Source organism: Methylobacterium sp. Leaf93 (assembly GCF_001422345.1).
Lineage (GTDB): Bacteria > Pseudomonadota > Alphaproteobacteria > Rhizobiales > Beijerinckiaceae > Methylobacterium > Methylobacterium bullatum.
The window spans coordinates 434,850-450,449 of sequence record NZ_LMMS01000026.1; the positions used below are offsets into that span (position 1 = coordinate 434,850).

The following is a 15,600-nucleotide window of genomic DNA, read 5'->3' on the forward strand; positions in this document are numbered from 1 at the left end:
ACATGAGAAAGGCCCCGGTCGCATAGCGACCGGGGCCTCTCGGTTCGGTTGAGATCGTGTTTAGGCGGGATCAGTAGTTGTAGGCGCGCTCGCCGTGGTCGGCGATGTCGAGGCCTTCGCGCTCTTCGTCCTGGGTCACGCGCAGACCGATGGTCAGGTCGACGAGCTTGTACAGGATGGCGGAGCCGATGCCGGACCACAGGATGGTGAAGCCGACGGCCTTACCCTGGGCCAGGAGCTGCGCCGCCATGTTGTAGGCGCCGACAGCGAGTTCACCGGGCTTGCTGGTGTAGTCGGGGATGCCGACGCCGCCGAAGTCCGGGCTCACCAGGATGCCGGTGGCCAGGGCGCCGAGGATGCCGCCGATGCAGTGGACGCCGAAGACGTCGAGGGAGTCGTCGTAGCCGAGGGCGTTCTTCACCGTGGAGCACATGATGAAGCAGGCGCCGCCGGCGACGAGGCCGAGGACGATCGAACCCATCGGACCGGCGAAGCCGGCGGCGGGCGTGACGGCGACGAGGCCGGCGATGGCGCCCGACAGCATGCCCAGGAGCGAGGGCTTGCCCTTGAGCATCCACTCCACGAAGAGCCAGGAGACGGCGGCTGCGGCGGTGGCCACGAAGGTGTTGATCATGGCCAGACCCGCGGAGCCGTTGGCTTCGAGGTTCGAACCGGCGTTGAAGCCGAACCAGCCGACCCAGAGGAGCGAGGCGCCGATGGTGGTCATGGTCAGCGAATGCGGGGCGAGGAGGTCACGGCCGTAGCCGATACGCTTGCCGAGCATCAGGCAGCCGACGAACCCGGCGATACCCGCATTGATGTGCACGACGGTGCCGCCGGCGAAGTCGAGGGCGCCCCACTTGAAGAGCATGCCCGCATCGGCGTTGACCGCATCGAGAGCCGCCTGTGCCGTTGCCTTGGAGGCGTCGTCGGTGGCCGCGGCCAGGGCCTTGGCGGCATCGCCGACGAGATCGGGACCACCCCAGTACCAGACCATGTGCGCCATCGGGAAGTAGATCAGCGTGACCCACAGCACCGAGAAGACGAGCAGGGCGGAGAACTTCATACGCTCGGCGAAGGCGCCGACGATGAGGCCGGGCGTGATCATCGCGAACGTCATCTGGAAGCAGATGTAGACGTATTCGGGAATGACGACGCCGTTCGAGAAGGTCGCCACGGTGGTGGACGGGTCGACGCCCTTCAGGAAGACCTTGGAGAAGCCGCCGACGAAGTCGTTGAGACCGCCGCCGTTGGTGAACGCCATGCTGTAGCCGAAGGCGACCCACAGAAGGCAGACGATGGAGGCGATGGCGAAGACCTGCGTCAGCACCGACAGCATGTTCTTGGTGCGCACGAGGCCGCCGTAGAACAGCGCAAGGCCGGGCACGGTCATCAGCAGCACGAGGACGGCCGAGACCATCATCCAGGCGGTATCGCCCTTGTTGGGGACGGGCGCGGCGGCGGCCGGCGCTGCGACGACTTCTGGGGTCGGCGACTGTGCGAGGGATGGCTCGACGAACAGGAGGGCCAGCGCGGCGCCTCCCATCCCGAGCGCAAGGGCATTGCGAAGTTTCATGGAAACGGAACTCCCGGTCGCGGTGCGATGGTGACGTGAAGAAAGGAGGAGGAAGCGGGCCGGAGCGTCGTCCGGCCGGGGCGAGGGCTCAGAGCGCGTCGACGTCGGTCTCGCCGGTGCGGATGCGGACGGCCTTTTCGAGGGGAACGACGAAGATCTTCCCGTCACCGATCTGGCCGGTGCGGGCGGCGGCGGCGATGGCGTCGATGACGCTGCTGGTGAGATCGGACGCGACGGCGACCTCGATCTTCAGCTTCGGCAGGAAGCTCACGGCATATTCGGCGCCGCGGTAGATTTCGGTGTGGCCCTTCTGTCGGCCATAGCCTTTGACTTCGGTCACCGTGAGGCCGTGGACGCCGATTCCGGTCAGCGCATCCCTGACCTCCTCGAGCTTGAACGGCTTGATGATAGCCATCACGATCTTCATGGGCGGCGCCCCCTTTTGTTCTGGATGCCCCCGGTCACCGGCGCGATCTGTGTCGCGGCCCGGCAATCCGGCGTTTCGCACCAGCCGGAATGGCCAAGCGATCGGCGCCCATCATTCAAGGACTATGCCAAAGGGAACTTTTCTCGATTTCCCGTTCTGCACACAAAGTGATCGATCACTGACGCGTGATCGTGCGATTTTTTCGCGATCATTGCCTAAATGATCATCATTCAGACGATAACGTGAGCAGAATGGTAGCCCGTAAAGCAAAGCTCGCAGCGCATCACGAGCCGTCCGCGGTCGGCCGGATCAGGCCCTCCTGAGCCACGGATGCCACGAGTTCTCCCTCCCTCGTGAAGATCGATCCCCTGGCGAAACCGCGCCCGCCCGAGGCGGCTGGGCTCTCCTGCGCGTAGAGCAGCCATTCGTCGGCGCGGAAGGGGCGGTGGAACCACAGGGCGTGATCGAGACTCGCGGATTGGATCGCGGTATCGAACACCGTCTTGCCGTGGGGGATCAGGGTCGCGTCGAGCAGCATCAGGTCGGAGGCATAGGCGAGGACGGCGCGGTGAATGGCCGGGTCGTCCGGCAGGCGCGCCCCGGCCCGGAGCCAGACGTGGAAGCGGGGCTCGCGCGGGTCGCGCGACATGTACCGCTGCACCTCCACCGGCCTCAGCGCGATCGGAGTGGCTCGGCCGAGATAGGCGCGCATGGTGGCCGGGATCGAGGGACCTGCCTGCGCGGCCAAAGCGGGGGCGTCGAGGAGCGCCTCGGGCCCCGGCACGTCCGGCATGGCGGTCTGATGGACGAGCCCTTCCTCGTCGGTGTGGAAGGAGGCCGACAGGGTGAAGATCGCGCGCCCATGCTGATGGGCCACCACCCGCCGCGTGGCGAAGCTGCGCCCGTCCCGGATGCGTTCCACCGCGTAATCGATCGGCGCGGCCGGGTCGCCGGCGAGGATGAAATAGGCATGGAGGGAATGCGGCGGCCGGCTCGCCCCTACCGTGCGCGATGCGGCGACGAGGGCCTGCCCCAGCACCTGGCCGCCGAACACCCGGAACCATCCGGTTTCGATGCTCTGGCCCCGGAACAGGTCGTCGTCGAGGCGCGCGAGGTCGAGGCAGGCGAGGAGTTCGTCGACGGATCCGGTCATGCGGGCCTTTCACCGGGCTGAGGACATCGATACGGCCGTGCATCACGGCGTAACGGCGTCACGGCAGAGGGAATCGCCACAGCTCGACCGGAATGCAAGACTCATCGGGAATGCGAAACTCGCGGGGAATGAACGTCTATCTCATCGAAAGCAACCACCCGGCCGATCCGGTGACGCATCGTGCTTCGCTGTCGCGCGTTGCCTCCGGCGCGGCGGGGTGCCACTCCACGTGTCACTCATTGCAGGCCGTGGGAATGGGGACGAGGCAAAGGGCATGGGCGGAACGGGGATGAGCGGATCGATGCGAGGTGGCGCGCTCCGCAAGGTGGTCATCGCCGGTGGCGGTATTCCCGGTCTCAGCCTGGCCCTGGCCCTGCGCCAAGCTCATGGCGATGCCCTGGAGGTCACCGTCTTCGATCCGGGGCTCGACCGCGCCGCGCTGCGGCATCGCGGGCGTGCCTTCGCCGTGGCGGCCGGCGGACGGCGCATGCTGACGCGGTTGGGAATCTGGGATGGCGTCGCCCATGCGGCCGAACCGATCCTCGACATGGCGATCAGCGACAGCCGTCTGACGGATCCGGTGAGGCCGGTCTTCCTGACTTTCGGCCAGGACGGTGACGGCGAATCGCCGCTCGTCGGTGAGCCCTTCGCCCATATGGTAGAGGCAGAATACCTCGTCGACGCCCTGCTGACGGCATCGAAAGCCGTCGGGGTGGCCTTCGAACCGTTCGGCATCCGCCACGCACAGGCGAACGGCCGGAGCATCGCCCTCGCCTTGTCCGACGGGCGCGAGACGGACGCGACGTTACTGGTCGCCGCGGACGGATCGCGGTCGAGGCTGCGCGAGGCGGCCGGGATCGGATGGGTCGGCCGGTCCTATCCGCAGACGGGCATCGTCGCCACGATCGGCCATGAACGTCCCCATGGCGGCCGGGCCTTCGAGCATTTCCTGCCGAGCGGTCCCTTCGCCATTCTGCCCCTGGTGGATGGCGGCGCGCTCGGCCACCGCTCCTCCATCGTCTGGACGGAGCGGGCAGCGGATGTGGAGGCGCTGATCGGCGGCAGCGCTGAGGAAACCCTCGGGGAAATCGAACGCCGCTTCGGGCTCAATCTCGGCCGTCTCGTCCTCGAAGACGGGCCGAGTGCCCATCCGCTCTCCCTCGGCATGGCACGAAGCTTCCGGGGCGAGCGGCTCGCCCTGATGGGCGATGCGGCCCATGTCATCCACCCGATCGCCGGCCAGGGGCTGAATCTCGGCCTCGCCGATGCCGCCTCCCTGGCGGAAGAGATCACAGAGGCCCTGCGCCTCGGGCTCGATCCGGGGGCGAAGGATGTGCTGCAGCGCTACGAGCGGAGCCGGCGCTTCGACACTTTCGCCATGGCGGCCGCCACGGACGGGCTCAACCGCCTGTTCTCCAACGACATCCTGCCGGTTCGGCTGATGCGCGATCTCGGGCTCGGCCTCGTCGACCGGATGCCGGGATTGAAGTCGCTCTTCATCGGCGAAGCATCGGCCTCGCGGGGCGCCTCGCCCAGGCTGATGCGGGGCGAGGCGTTGTGAGACGGTCTCACCGCCTGTTCGGGTTGTCTTTCCAAGACATTACCTCATCCTGAGGCGCGGCGTAGCGGCCTCGAAGGAGGCTTCCAGGGATCGCGTGGCAACTGAAAGCTCCTTCGAGGCCCTTTGCTCAAGCAAAGGGCACCTCAGGATGAGGTGGTTGGTCTGGACGACCGACTTTCGCAGGCGGGCCGCCTTGGAATCACACGCTGCGGAAAGATCCGATCGAAGAAGGCTCTCAGACCTTCTCGGCCTTGGCGCGCTCGATACCCTCGTTGATGAGGCGCTGGGCCTCGGCCTTGTCGCCCCAGCGCTTGATCTTCACCCACTTGCCGGGCTCCAAATCCTTGTAATGCTCGAAGAAGTGCTGGATCTGCTGGATCGTGATGTCCGGCAGGTCGGTGTAATTCTCGATCCGGTCGTAGCGCATGGTGAGGTGGCGAGACGGCACGGCGATGATCTTCTCGTCCTCGCCGGCATTGTCCTCCATCACCAGGACGCCCACCGGGCGCACGCTGATGACCGCGCCGGGAGCGATGGCGCGCGTATTCGCCACGAGAACGTCGCAGGGATCGCCGTCGCCCGAGAGTGTGTGGGGAATGAAACCGTAATTCCCCGGGTAATGCATCGCGGTATAGAGAAAGCGATCGACCACGAGGGCACCGGATTCCTTGTCCATCTCGTACTTGATCGGATCGCCGCCAATCGGCACTTCGATGATGACGTTGACGTCGTCCGGCGGGTTCTTTCCGATCGAGATGGAGTCGATGATCATGGGGTCCTCGCTCGAGCCTGCAGCAATCCAAGGCGCTGTTTCGGCGTCTCTTAAATCCCTTCCGCGTTAAAGGAAATCGACCTTGGCCCGATGCGCGGGGCTTTTGCGGCTTATCGTAACCGCTGCGCGCCCTTTCCGCGCTGAAAGCCCCGGCCCATACAGTCGGGGCCGGAGTCACGGATCAGGATTTCTGATCGCCCGATCCGAACCAGCGCCGCCAGACCCCTTCGATCCAGCGGGCCGAGCGTTCGAGCGGGACCTTGAGGGCCGGGATGTCCTGGCTGAGGAGGGCGAGCCCGACGGGCAGCATCCAGAGCCCGAGCACGGGCAGGATCGAGAAGACGCCGCCCAGGATGAACAGGATCGCCGCACCGATTCTCACCCAGCGGCGAGAGGGCTCGCGCAGCCACTCGATGGCGCGCCGCAACCGGTCGGGCAATTTCTCGGTGAGGCGGGTGACGCGGTCGTCCCAATCCTGCGCCGTGCACTCACGGCGTGGCAGATCCTGCTGGCTGGCGGTCATTGTGGTCCCTAGATCCGGCGCGAGGACGTCGCGACGCGTTCCCCCATATGGGAACGGCGACGTCCGGGCGCAGGATCAACGTACCGCCCCGCCTTCAGGGTTCCCCGATGACGGGATCGGGACTCACTCGAAGCGATAGGCCACCTTGGAGAGGACGGCGCCGGCCATGCGGTCGACGGCCTCGGCCACCTTGATGCCGCCGAGACCGGCGTAGAAGTCACAGGCACGGTCGTTGCCCGCCAGGGTCCAGACCCCGATTCGCGTCAAGCCGTGATCGGCCAGATCGTTGCGGACCGCGCGGAACAGGCGCCGGCCCAGGCCCAGGCCCTGATAGGCCGGCAGGATGTAGAGTTCGTCCACCTCCCCCGATGCCTTCAGAGCGCTGCCCCTCGCCTGCCCGTAGATCGCGTATCCGACGACCTCGTCGCCGATCTCGACCACGACCAGGGGGCGGTTGCGCTGGGCCGCGCCGACCCACCATTGCGACGAACGCTGGGAGATCATCCGTTCCAGGGAGATGCCGGGGATGACGCCGCGATAGGCCTCCCGCCAGGTTTCGTCGAAGACGTCGCTCAACCGATCGGCGTCTCCCGGACGGGCGCGGCGGATGCTGGTGGTGCTCGTCTTCATGACTGTCCCTACGCTTGGTGGAAACGGGAACGATCGCGCATCGAAATCCACGATACGGGCATGATGAAGGCAAGCCGGATGCCGAGTTCCGGAAAGTGTGCTTGCCCAGGCGTGAGTGGCGCAATTCTGCGACATCCGTTTGCCCGACGCTGCCCCGGCTGTTAGAGCCGCCGCACGCTCCTCTCGACAGGTTCCCGCCGCCACCCGTGTTCAACAGATTCATCAAGCCCGAGATCCGCTATGCCCGGCGCATGGCGCGGATCGCCCGCTTCGAGCAGCCGATCGCCGGCCGGGGTGCGCGCATGCGAGCCTGGGCCAACATGCTGCTCGTGGATCACGGCGTGTTCCGGCTGGCCTATCTCAACCGGCACAAGATCGGCACCGGCAAGGTCTGGCGCTCGGCCCAGCCGACGCCGCACCAGCTCGCCTGGTTCCGGCGGCAAGGCGTGCGCACGGTGATCTCCCTGCGCGGCGGCCGCGAGCACGGCTCCTGGCCGCTCCAGCGCGAGGCCTGCGCGCAGCAGGGGCTGACCCTCGTCGAGTTCGTCCTGCGCTCGCGCGAGGCGCCGTCGAAGGAGACGATCCTCGGCGCGAAGGCGTTCTTCGACGGCCTCCAGTATCCCGCCGTGATGCATTGCAAGTCCGGGGCAGACCGGGCCGGTCTCGGTGCCGCCCTCTTCCTCATCCTGCACGAAGGCGTGCCCGTCTCGGAGGCGATGGGTCAGCTTTCGGCCCGGTACGGCCATTTCCGCTTCGCCAAGACCGGGATCCTCGATGCGTTCTTCGACCTCTACCTGCGCGAGGGCGAGGCGAAGGGGCTGGATTTCCTGACCTGGATCGAGACGGTCTACGACCCCGAGGCCCTGAAGCGCGAGTTCCGGCCGGGTTTCTGGTCCGATCTCGTGGTCGACCGGGTGATCAAGCGGGAATAAGCGCGCGCTATTCCGCCGCCAGCCGCGTGGTCTCGCGGAACGGATGGGCCGGGTAGGTGCCGATGATGCGCAGTTCCCGCGAGAAATAGGCGAGTTCGTCCAGCGCGCGGGCGAGGCCCGGATCCTCGGGGTGGCCGTCGACCTCGGCATAGAACTGCGTCGCCGAGAACTGGCCCTCGACCATGTAGCTTTCGAGCTTCGACATGTTGACGCCGTTGGTGGCGAATCCCCCCAGCGCCTTGTAGAGCGCGGCCGGGATGTTGCGCACACGGAAGATGAAGCTCGTCACCGTCGGCCCCGAGGCGGCCGGGATCTCCACCGCCTCGGGCGAGAACACCACGAAGCGCGTGGTGTTGTGGCTCTCGTCCTCCACGTCGCGGGCGAGGATGTCGAGCCCGTAGACGCCCGCCGCCATGGCCGGGGCCAGCGCGCCGCGGCTCGGATCGCCGGCTTCCGCGACTTCCCGCGCCGCGCCCGCGGTGTCGCCGGCGACGATGGCCTTCAGCCCGAGCCGGCGGATGATCTTGCGGCATTGGCCCAGGGCGTGGACGTGGCTGTGCACCGTCCGGATCGCCTCGATCGGCGTGCCGGGAAGCGCCATCAGCTGGAAATGAATCGGCAGGAAGTGCTCGGCCACGATGTGCAGGTTCGAGCTCGGGATCAGGTGATGGATGTCGGCGACACGCCCGGCGATGGAATTCTCGATGGGGATCATCGCCAGGGCGGCCCGGCCGTCGTTCACCGCCGCGAAGGCCTCCTCGAACGAGGCGCAGGGCAGCGGCGTCCAGTCGGGATAGGCCTGGGCGCAGATGATGTGCGAATTCGCGCCCGGCTCGCCCTGGTAGGAGATCGTGGTGCGGGATTCGGTCGTGTCGGACATGGGAGAAACAACTCGGTTCGTCAGTTGAGGCGCCGGGCCAGGAGCACCGTCCTCGCCCGTTCGAGGTCGGCGGGGGTGTCGACGCCCAGCGGCAGGTCGTCGACGACGGTGGCGTCGATGCGCATGCCCGCCTCCAGCGCCCGCAGCTGTTCCAGTTTCTCGCGGGTCTCGAGTTCGCCGGGCGGCAGGGCCATGAAGCGGGTGAGCGCCCGGCGGCGATAGGCGTAGAGGCCGATATGGTGGAACAGCGGCCCCTCCCCCCAGGGCGCCTGCGCCCTGGTGAAATAGAGCGCACGCAGGCGGTTGGGCCCCACATGGTGGCCGACGAGCTTCACCACGTTGGGATCGTGCCGCTCCTCCTCGCGGGTGATGATCGCGCAGAGGGTGGCGATGTCCACGGCGCGATCGGCCAGCGGCATGATCGCCGCGCCGATGATCGCGGGGTCGATCGTCGGCAGGTCGCCCTGTACGTTGACCACCACGTCGTGGTTGCCCTGCGGATCGATGATGTCGAGCGCCTCGGCCAGCCGGTCCGAGCCGGAGGGATGATCGGCCCGGGTGAGGGTCGCGAGGCCGCCGACCCGCTCGATCGCCTCGACGATCTCGACGGCATCCGTGGCCACGACCACCGGTCCGATCCCGGCTTCCACGGCGCGGCGCCAGACATGGACGATCATCGGCTCACCGGCGATGTCGGCCATCGGCTTGTTCGGCAGCCGGGTGGCGGCCATGCGGGCGGGAATGAGAACGAGGGGATCCGACATCGACCGGCGTATCTCCGCAGCGAGCCGGGGGAGTAGCAGGGGCGGTGCGCGTTGTCATCGGCGCACGGTCGCGGGTGCGGGAGAATGACATCCGGCGCTATGCGACTACACGGCCGCCCGCTCCGCCATTGTCAAGGTCGGCCCTTAACCGCTATTCACCCTCGAACATTTCCAGAGTCCGGGGCATCCGCTCACCGGGCCACGCCTGCCGCCGCAACCGGCGGACGCCCCCGGAGTTGTCGAGAATGGACTCTTTCGAGTTGAACAAGGTCGCGGGCGCCGTACTCGGCACTCTCCTTCTCGCCATGGGCTCCGGTTTCGTCGCCGAATTGATCTACAGCGCCAAGCCGGCGGGAAGTGCCGGCTACGCCCTGCCCGAGCCTCAGCCCGAGGCGGCCGGCGGCGCCGCCGCCGCTGCGGCCAAGGTCGAGCCGCTTCCGGTCCGCCTCGCCAGCGCCAGCGTCGAGAAGGGTACCGGCGCCGCCAAGAAGTGCGCCGCCTGCCACAGTTTCGAGAAGGGCGGCCCCAACAAGGTGGGTCCGCACCTCTGGGGCGTGGTCGACCGCCAGCGCGCCCATGAGAGCGGGTTCGAGTATTCCGCCGCGCTGAAGGAGAAGGGCGGCACCTGGACCTACGACGAGCTCGACCACTTCCTCGCCAACCCTAAGACCTACGTGCCGGGCACCAAGATGGCCTTTGCCGGCATCCAGGCCCCGCAGGAGCGCGCCGACGTGATCGCCTATCTGCGCTCGCTCGCCGACACCCCGGCGCCGCTTCCCGCCGTCGAGAAGGCCGCCGCCGAGGACAAGCCGGCGCAGTAAATTTCGGCTTTGCCGACACGTTTTCATCGGCTCGACGGAAAGGCGCGGCATGTCCGCGCCTTTCCTGTTCCGAACGACTCGTCGACCGGCCCTTTTCATATTGCGATGCGGTAGTGCCGGGCGAATCACGTCGCCTGCTCAGCTCTGAGATCCGGCGGATCGCGCCATCGTGAAAGCGCGGCGCAGGACGCAAATCGACATATATCGCCGCCGATCTGCGATTTTGAGCCCGGATCGCGTTGGAGTACCGCATCGGCCGACCTCATCGCGTTGGCGGCGGAAGGCATGCACGCTACGATTTAGAATTATAACAGTTATTGCATCGCACAATAGAATTGGTGCAGGAAGGTCCGGCAAATCGAAGCAAGCGAGAGCGAGACGTATGTCGAACGGTGTCGAGGGAAAGTCTGCCATGGGTGAACACGCATCGATCCACCGCCGGAAACTATTGGCCTACTTCTCGTCCAGCCCCCTGTTCGCGCCGAGCGCCGCACGCGCCCTGGCGGGAATCGCCGCCCTCGGAACCACGGAAGCGGTGGCCCAGAGCTACGACGTCCTGCGCGCCGCCCCCGTGATGAACGGCGACCTCATCGCCTCCCCGGCGCAGGCCCTCAACGTGTTCGATTTCGAGCCCGTGGCGAAGAAGGAATTGCCCCCGGCGCATTACGGCTACCTCGCCAGCGGCGTCGATGCCGACAAGACGCTGAAGGCCAACCGGGACGATTTCGACAAGATCCATATCCGCGTCCGCCGCCTGATCGACGTGCGCAAGATCGACACGACCGTGAAGATCTTCGGCGAGACCTGGGCGAGCCCGATCGCGCTCGCCCCCGTCAGCAGCGTGGGTGCGTTCCATCCCGAAGCCGAGGCGGCCGCCGCCCGGGCCTGCAAGGTGAAGGGTCACCAGATGATCCTGTCCACGGTGGGCAGCACCTCCATCGAGGACGTCATCAAGGAGCGCGGCGCCCCCGTCTGGTACATGCTCTACCCCACGGACGACTGGTCCGTGACCGAGAAGCTGGTGAAGCGGGCCGAGGCGGCCGGCGCCCCCGCCATCGTGCTGACCGTCGACCGCCAGGGCGGCCGCAACACCGAGACGCTGTTCCGCGAGCGCCGCGCCGACACCCGCACCTGTACCGATTGCCACACGCCGGGCTTCAAGAACGAAGTCAGCCGCAAGCCAATGTTCGACGAGATCGACGTGTCGAAGGTCACCAACCTCTACGGCACCGGCATGACCTGGGACTACGTGAAGCGCCTGCGCGGCATCGTGAAGGGCAAGCTCGTCCTCAAGGGCATCGTGACCCAGGAAGACGCCAAGATCGCCCTGACCCACGGCGTCGACGCGATCATCGTCTCCAACCACGGCGGCCGCGCCGAGGAGAGCCTGCAATCGACCATCGGCGCCCTGCCAGAAGTGGTCGCCGCCGTGAACGGCAAGGTCCCGGTCCTCATCGACGGCGGCTTCCGTCGCGGCACCGACGTGCTGAAGGCACTGGCGCTCGGCGCCACCGCCGTCTGCGTCGGTCGTCCCTATGTCTGGGGCCTCGCCGCCTTCGGCCAGCCCGGCGTCGAGATGGTGCTCACCCTGATGCAGCGCGAATTCGAGACGATCATGCGCCAGGTCGGAGCCACCAAGCTCTCCGAAATCACGCCGAAGAGCGTCCAGATCGTCTGACGTCCTTTACGAGACCCGATCTCCGGCGCGTTCAACCGACGCGCCGGAGATCTGCCCGCTTGGCGTGCCCCGCCCCGGCGTCCTAGAAGGACATGCCGCCAAAGCCCTCGACGGCTTCGGCCATGGAATTCGGGAGACAGCCGCCTCGTGAAGCGAAAAGCCCTGATCGGACGCCTACTCGCCGCCTCCCTCGCCTTGGCGAGCTTCGTGGAGAGTGCGCGTGCCGCCGCGCAGGACGGTGGATGGGCCCATGGCATAGCGCTGATGGGCGAGCCAAAATACCCGTCCGAATTCAAGCATTTCGATTACGCGGACCCGAAGGCTCCCAAGGGCGGCCTCGTTCGCCTGGGCACCCAGGGCGGCTTCGACAATTTCAACCTCGTCGTGGCGGGTCTAAAGGGCGATCTCGAAGGCGGGGTCGCGCAGATCTACGATACCCTCCTAACGGAGTCGCTCGACGAGCCCTTCACCTCCTACGGCCTTCTCGCCGAGGGGGTAAAACTCGCCAACGACCTGTCCTCCGTCACCTTTCGCCTGCGCGAAAACGTCCGCTGGCATGACGGCCAGCCGATCACGCCCGAGGACGTGGTCTGGTCCTACAAGACGTGGAGGGCCAACAACCCGTTCTACGCGGCCTATTACAAAACCGTGACGAAGGGCGAGGTCACCGGCCCGCGCGATGTCACTTTCACCTTTGCCGACAAGGGCAACCGCGAGTTGCCGCAGGTTCTCGGCCAGTTCCGGGTTCTGCCGAAGCACTGGTGGACGGGCAAGGATGCCGAGGGTCGCCAGCGCGACGTCACCCAGACCACCCTCGAGATTCCCCTCGGCTCCGGCCCCTACCGCCTCGCCAAGTTCGAGCCGGGCCGCAGCGCCACCTACGAGCGCGTGGCCGATTACTGGGGCGCGGACCTGCCGGTGAATGCGGGGCGCTACAATTTCGGTACGATGCGCAACGAGTATTTTCGAGACTCCACCGTGCTCATCGAGGCTTTAAAGGGCGACCGGGTAGATTTCCGCAATGAAAATGTCGCCCGCAACTGGTCTACTGCATACGATGATTTTCCGGCGGTGAAGCAGGGCCGACTGATTAAGGAGGAGTTTCCCGATCGTGGCGATGGCAGGATGCAGGCTTTCGTCTTCAATACTCGAAAGGCCAAGTTCTCCGACGAACGTGTCCGGCGCGCGTTCAACCTCGCCATGAATTTCGAGGAGATGAACCGCTCAATCTTTTACGGGATGTACAAGCGCGTAGACTCGTATTTCTTCGGCTCGGAACTCGCCTCTTCGGGGCTGCCGCAGGGCGAGGAACTGGCGATCCTCGAAAGCGTGAAGGACAAGGTCCCGGCCTCTGTCTTCACGACGCCCTACACGAATCCGGTGAACGGCACGCCCGATGCCGTCCGCGCCAACCTGCGTGAGGCGGTGCGTCTCCTGAGGGAGGCCGGCTACGAGCTGCGCGACGGTCGCATGACCAATTTGAAGACCGGCGAGCCGCTCACCGTCGAGTTCCTGGAGTCTCAGAGTGCGTTCGAGCCGCCGATCCTCTCCTTTTCGGCACAGCTCAAGCTCATCGGCATCCAGACCTCCCTGCGCATGATCGACTTGGCGCAGTACAAGAACCGGCTGCGGAATTTCGACTTCGACGTAATCACGAACAGCTGGGGCCAGTCACGTTCTCCCGGCAACGAGCAGCGTGACGATTGGGGCTCGGCTGCCGCCGACGAGAAGGGGTCGGACAACCTGATCGGGATCAAGGACCCGGCCATCGATACGCTGATCGAGCGGGTGATCTTCGCCAAGGACCGTCCGGGCGTGCTCGCCGCCACCCATGCCCTCGACCGGGTGCTCCTCGCCCACAACTTCGTCGTGCCGCAATGGGCCTCGAACGTGTCGCGGACCCTGCGCTGGAACCGGTTCGGACATCCGGCCACCCTCCCGCTCTACGGCTCCTCCGGCTTCCCGACTACGTGGTGGTACGACGAGGCGCTGGCCGCCAAGACCGGGGCGCCCCGGTGAGGGTCGCGCCGACCCGCCGGGACTTCGTCGCCGGGGCCGGTGCTCTGGGCATCGCCACCGCTTTGACAAAGCCGGCGGGGGCCGCCCCCAAGGGGGCGAGCCACGGCATGTCGAGTTTCGGCGAGCTGAAATACCCGGCCGACTTCCCGCATTTCGGCTATGTGAACCCGGCCGCGCCACGCGGCGGCCGGTTCTCGGCGCAGCTCTCCTCCACCCTCGGCAACCAGGCCGGCGACACGTTCAACACCCTCAACGTCTACGTCCTGCGCGGCGACGGCGCCGCCGGCATGAACCTCACCTTCGATACGCTGATGGTGCGGGCGCTGGACGAGCCCGATTCGCTCTACGGCCTCGTCGCCCGCAGCGTGGAGGCGAGCGAGGACGGCCTGACCTACCGTTTCGCCCTGCGCCCGCAGGCGCGGTTCCATGACGGCTCGCGCCTCTCCGCCGCCGATGTCGCCTTCTCCCTGAATCTGCTGAAGGAGAAGGGGCACCCCGAGATTTCCCAGGTGATCCGCGACATGGCGGACGCCGTGGCGGAGGGCGACGAGACCGTGGTCGTGCGGTTCGAGAAGGGCCGCAGCCGCGATCTGCCGCTCTTCGTCGCGACCCTGCCGATCTTCTCGAAGGCCTATTATTCCGGCCGCGACTTCGAGGCCTCGACGCTCGAGCCGCCGATGGGGTCGGGCCCCTACAAGGTCGGCCGGCTAGAGGCCGGCCGCTTCATCGAGCTGGAGCGGGTGGCCGATTACTGGGCCGCCGAATTGCCGGTGATGATTGGCCAGAACAATTTCGAGCAGATCCGCTACGAGTATTTTCGTACCCGTCTGGCGGGATTCGAGGCTTTCAAGGGCGGGATTTTTACCTTTCACGAGGAGTTCATCGCAAGGGAGTGGGCGACGGGCTACAATTTCCCCGCCTTCCGCGAGGGCCGCGTGCGCAAGGAGGTGGTGCCGGATGCGCGCCCCTCCGGCACGCAGGGCTGGTGGATCAACACCCGCCGCGAGGCGTTCAAGGATCGCCGGGTCCGCGAGGCGATCGGCCTGTGCTTCGACTTCCCCTGGGCGAACAAGAACCTGATGTTCGGTGCTTATATCCGCACCGCCTCGTTCTTCGAGAATTCAGACCTCAAGGCCACCGGAAAGCCGTCGCCCGAGGAGCTAGCGCTGCTCGACCCCATGCGCGCCGGCCTGCCCGACGAGGTCTTCGGCGAGGCATGGCAGCCGGCGCAATCCGACGGATCCGGCCAGGACCGGGCGCTCCTCAGCCGCGCCGTGGCGCTCCTGCGTGAAGCGGGCTGCACGCGGGAGGGCGGCACCATCACGCTGCCGGGGGGCAAACCCCTGGAGATCGAGTTCCTCGACGCCGATCCGGCCCTTGAGCCGCACACCCAATCCTTCATCCGCAATCTCGGCCTGATCGGGATCAAGGCCACCATCCGGCGGGTGGATACGTCCCAGTATCAGTCTCGCCTGAAGGATTTCGACTTCGACATCACCTCGCGCCGCTATGGCAGCGGCCCGACGCCGGGGCCGGAACTGAAACAGGTCTACGGCTCGGCCAGCGCCGCCACGCCGGGTTCGGACAACCTCGCCGGCATCTCCAACGCAACGGTGGATGCCCTGATCGGCCGGGTGCTCGATGCGTCCGCTCGCGCCGATCTCACGACCGCCGCCCGCGCCCTCGACCGGGTGCTGCGCTCGGGCCGCTACTGGATCCCGATGTGGTACAAGGCCGATCACCGGCTCGCCCTGTGGGACGTCTACGGCCACCCCTCCCCGGGTCCGGCCTACGATCTCGGCGCGCCGGCGATCTGGTGGCACGATGCCGACAAGGCCCGGCGCATCGGCCGGAATTGAGGACC

At 66.7% G+C, this 15,600-nt stretch carries 13 protein-coding genes and 1 pseudogene; 6 read left to right on the top strand and 8 right to left on the bottom strand.

Annotated elements, in window-relative coordinates; genetic code table 11:
• Positions 1-70 precede the first annotated feature (70 nt).
• The 3 genes from ASF26_RS15780 to tesB all read right to left on the bottom strand — a co-directional run bounded on the left by ASF26_RS15780 (position 71) and on the right by tesB (position 3,156).
• Positions 71-1,576 carry an ammonium transporter gene (locus ASF26_RS15780; RefSeq protein ID WP_056255723.1) on the bottom strand — a complete coding sequence of 502 codons (1,506 nt, stop codon included), beginning with the start codon at positions 1,574-1,576 and terminating at the stop codon, positions 71-73.
• Between the two features lie 88 nt (positions 1,577-1,664).
• On the bottom strand, positions 1,665-2,003 hold the full coding sequence (locus tag ASF26_RS15785) for a P-II family nitrogen regulator (RefSeq protein WP_018044676.1): 339 nt from the start codon (positions 2,001-2,003) through the stop codon (positions 1,665-1,667).
• A gap of 283 nt (positions 2,004-2,286) precedes the next feature.
• Positions 2,287-3,156 (bottom strand): acyl-CoA thioesterase II, encoded by an 870-nt coding sequence (gene tesB, locus ASF26_RS15790; RefSeq protein ID WP_056255726.1) that lies wholly within the window; start codon positions 3,154-3,156, stop codon positions 2,287-2,289.
• Between the two features lie 289 nt (positions 3,157-3,445).
• On the opposite strand from tesB, the gene ASF26_RS15795 reads away from it, so the two are divergent.
• Positions 3,446-4,717: an FAD-dependent monooxygenase gene (locus ASF26_RS15795; protein WP_056255874.1), complete on the top strand. Its 1,272-nt coding sequence runs from the start codon at positions 3,446-3,448 to the stop codon at positions 4,715-4,717.
• Between the two features lie 235 nt (positions 4,718-4,952).
• Here ASF26_RS15795 and ppa read toward each other — a convergent pair whose 3' ends face one another.
• From ppa to ASF26_RS15810, 3 genes are all read right to left on the bottom strand, one after another.
• Positions 4,953-5,489 (bottom strand): inorganic diphosphatase, encoded by a 537-nt coding sequence (gene ppa, locus ASF26_RS15800; RefSeq protein ID WP_056255727.1) that lies wholly within the window; start codon positions 5,487-5,489, stop codon positions 4,953-4,955.
• Between the two features lie 181 nt (positions 5,490-5,670).
• Complete coding sequence (locus tag ASF26_RS15805) at positions 5,671-6,012, bottom strand: hypothetical protein (RefSeq protein WP_018044680.1); 342 nt, start codon at positions 6,010-6,012, stop codon at positions 5,671-5,673.
• A gap of 123 nt (positions 6,013-6,135) precedes the next feature.
• Positions 6,136-6,642, bottom strand: a complete 507-nt coding sequence (locus ASF26_RS15810) for a GNAT family N-acetyltransferase (protein WP_056255730.1) — start codon at positions 6,640-6,642, stop codon at positions 6,136-6,138.
• Between the two features lie 206 nt (positions 6,643-6,848).
• Between ASF26_RS15810 and ASF26_RS15815 the strand changes: the two genes are divergently transcribed.
• Positions 6,849-7,574 carry a tyrosine-protein phosphatase gene (locus ASF26_RS15815; RefSeq protein ID WP_056255732.1) on the top strand — a complete coding sequence of 242 codons (726 nt, stop codon included), beginning with the start codon at positions 6,849-6,851 and terminating at the stop codon, positions 7,572-7,574.
• A gap of 7 nt (positions 7,575-7,581) precedes the next feature.
• Here ASF26_RS15815 and ASF26_RS15820 read toward each other — a convergent pair whose 3' ends face one another.
• The gene (locus tag ASF26_RS15820) at positions 7,582-8,454 is read right to left on the bottom strand and encodes a prephenate dehydratase (RefSeq protein WP_056145752.1); all 873 of its coding nucleotides are present in this window, start codon (positions 8,452-8,454) and stop codon (positions 7,582-7,584) included.
• 20 nt (positions 8,455-8,474) lie between these two features.
• Positions 8,475-9,218: a 3-deoxy-manno-octulosonate cytidylyltransferase gene (locus ASF26_RS15825; protein ID WP_056255735.1), complete on the bottom strand. Its 744-nt coding sequence runs from the start codon at positions 9,216-9,218 to the stop codon at positions 8,475-8,477.
• A 245-nt stretch (positions 9,219-9,463) separates the two neighbouring features.
• Here ASF26_RS15825 and ASF26_RS15830 point away from each other — a divergent pair.
• The 4 genes and pseudogenes from ASF26_RS15830 to ASF26_RS15845 all read left to right on the top strand — a co-directional run.
• Positions 9,464-10,009 (top strand): annotated as a pseudogene (locus ASF26_RS15830) (cytochrome c family protein); the annotation flags it as partial.
• Between the two features lie 442 nt (positions 10,010-10,451).
• Entirely contained in the window at positions 10,452-11,717 is a 1,266-nt protein-coding gene (locus tag ASF26_RS15835; protein ID WP_056146519.1) for an alpha-hydroxy acid oxidase, read from the top strand.
• A 207-nt stretch (positions 11,718-11,924) separates the two neighbouring features.
• The gene (locus ASF26_RS15840; RefSeq protein WP_244475961.1) at positions 11,925-13,736 is read left to right on the top strand and encodes an extracellular solute-binding protein; all 1,812 of its coding nucleotides are present in this window, start codon (positions 11,925-11,927) and stop codon (positions 13,734-13,736) included.
• Positions 13,733-15,595 (top strand): extracellular solute-binding protein, encoded by a 1,863-nt coding sequence (locus ASF26_RS15845; RefSeq protein ID WP_056255738.1) that lies wholly within the window; start codon positions 13,733-13,735, stop codon positions 15,593-15,595. The genes ASF26_RS15840 and ASF26_RS15845 overlap by 4 nt, the downstream gene beginning before the upstream one ends.
• Positions 15,596-15,600 lie beyond the last annotated feature (5 nt).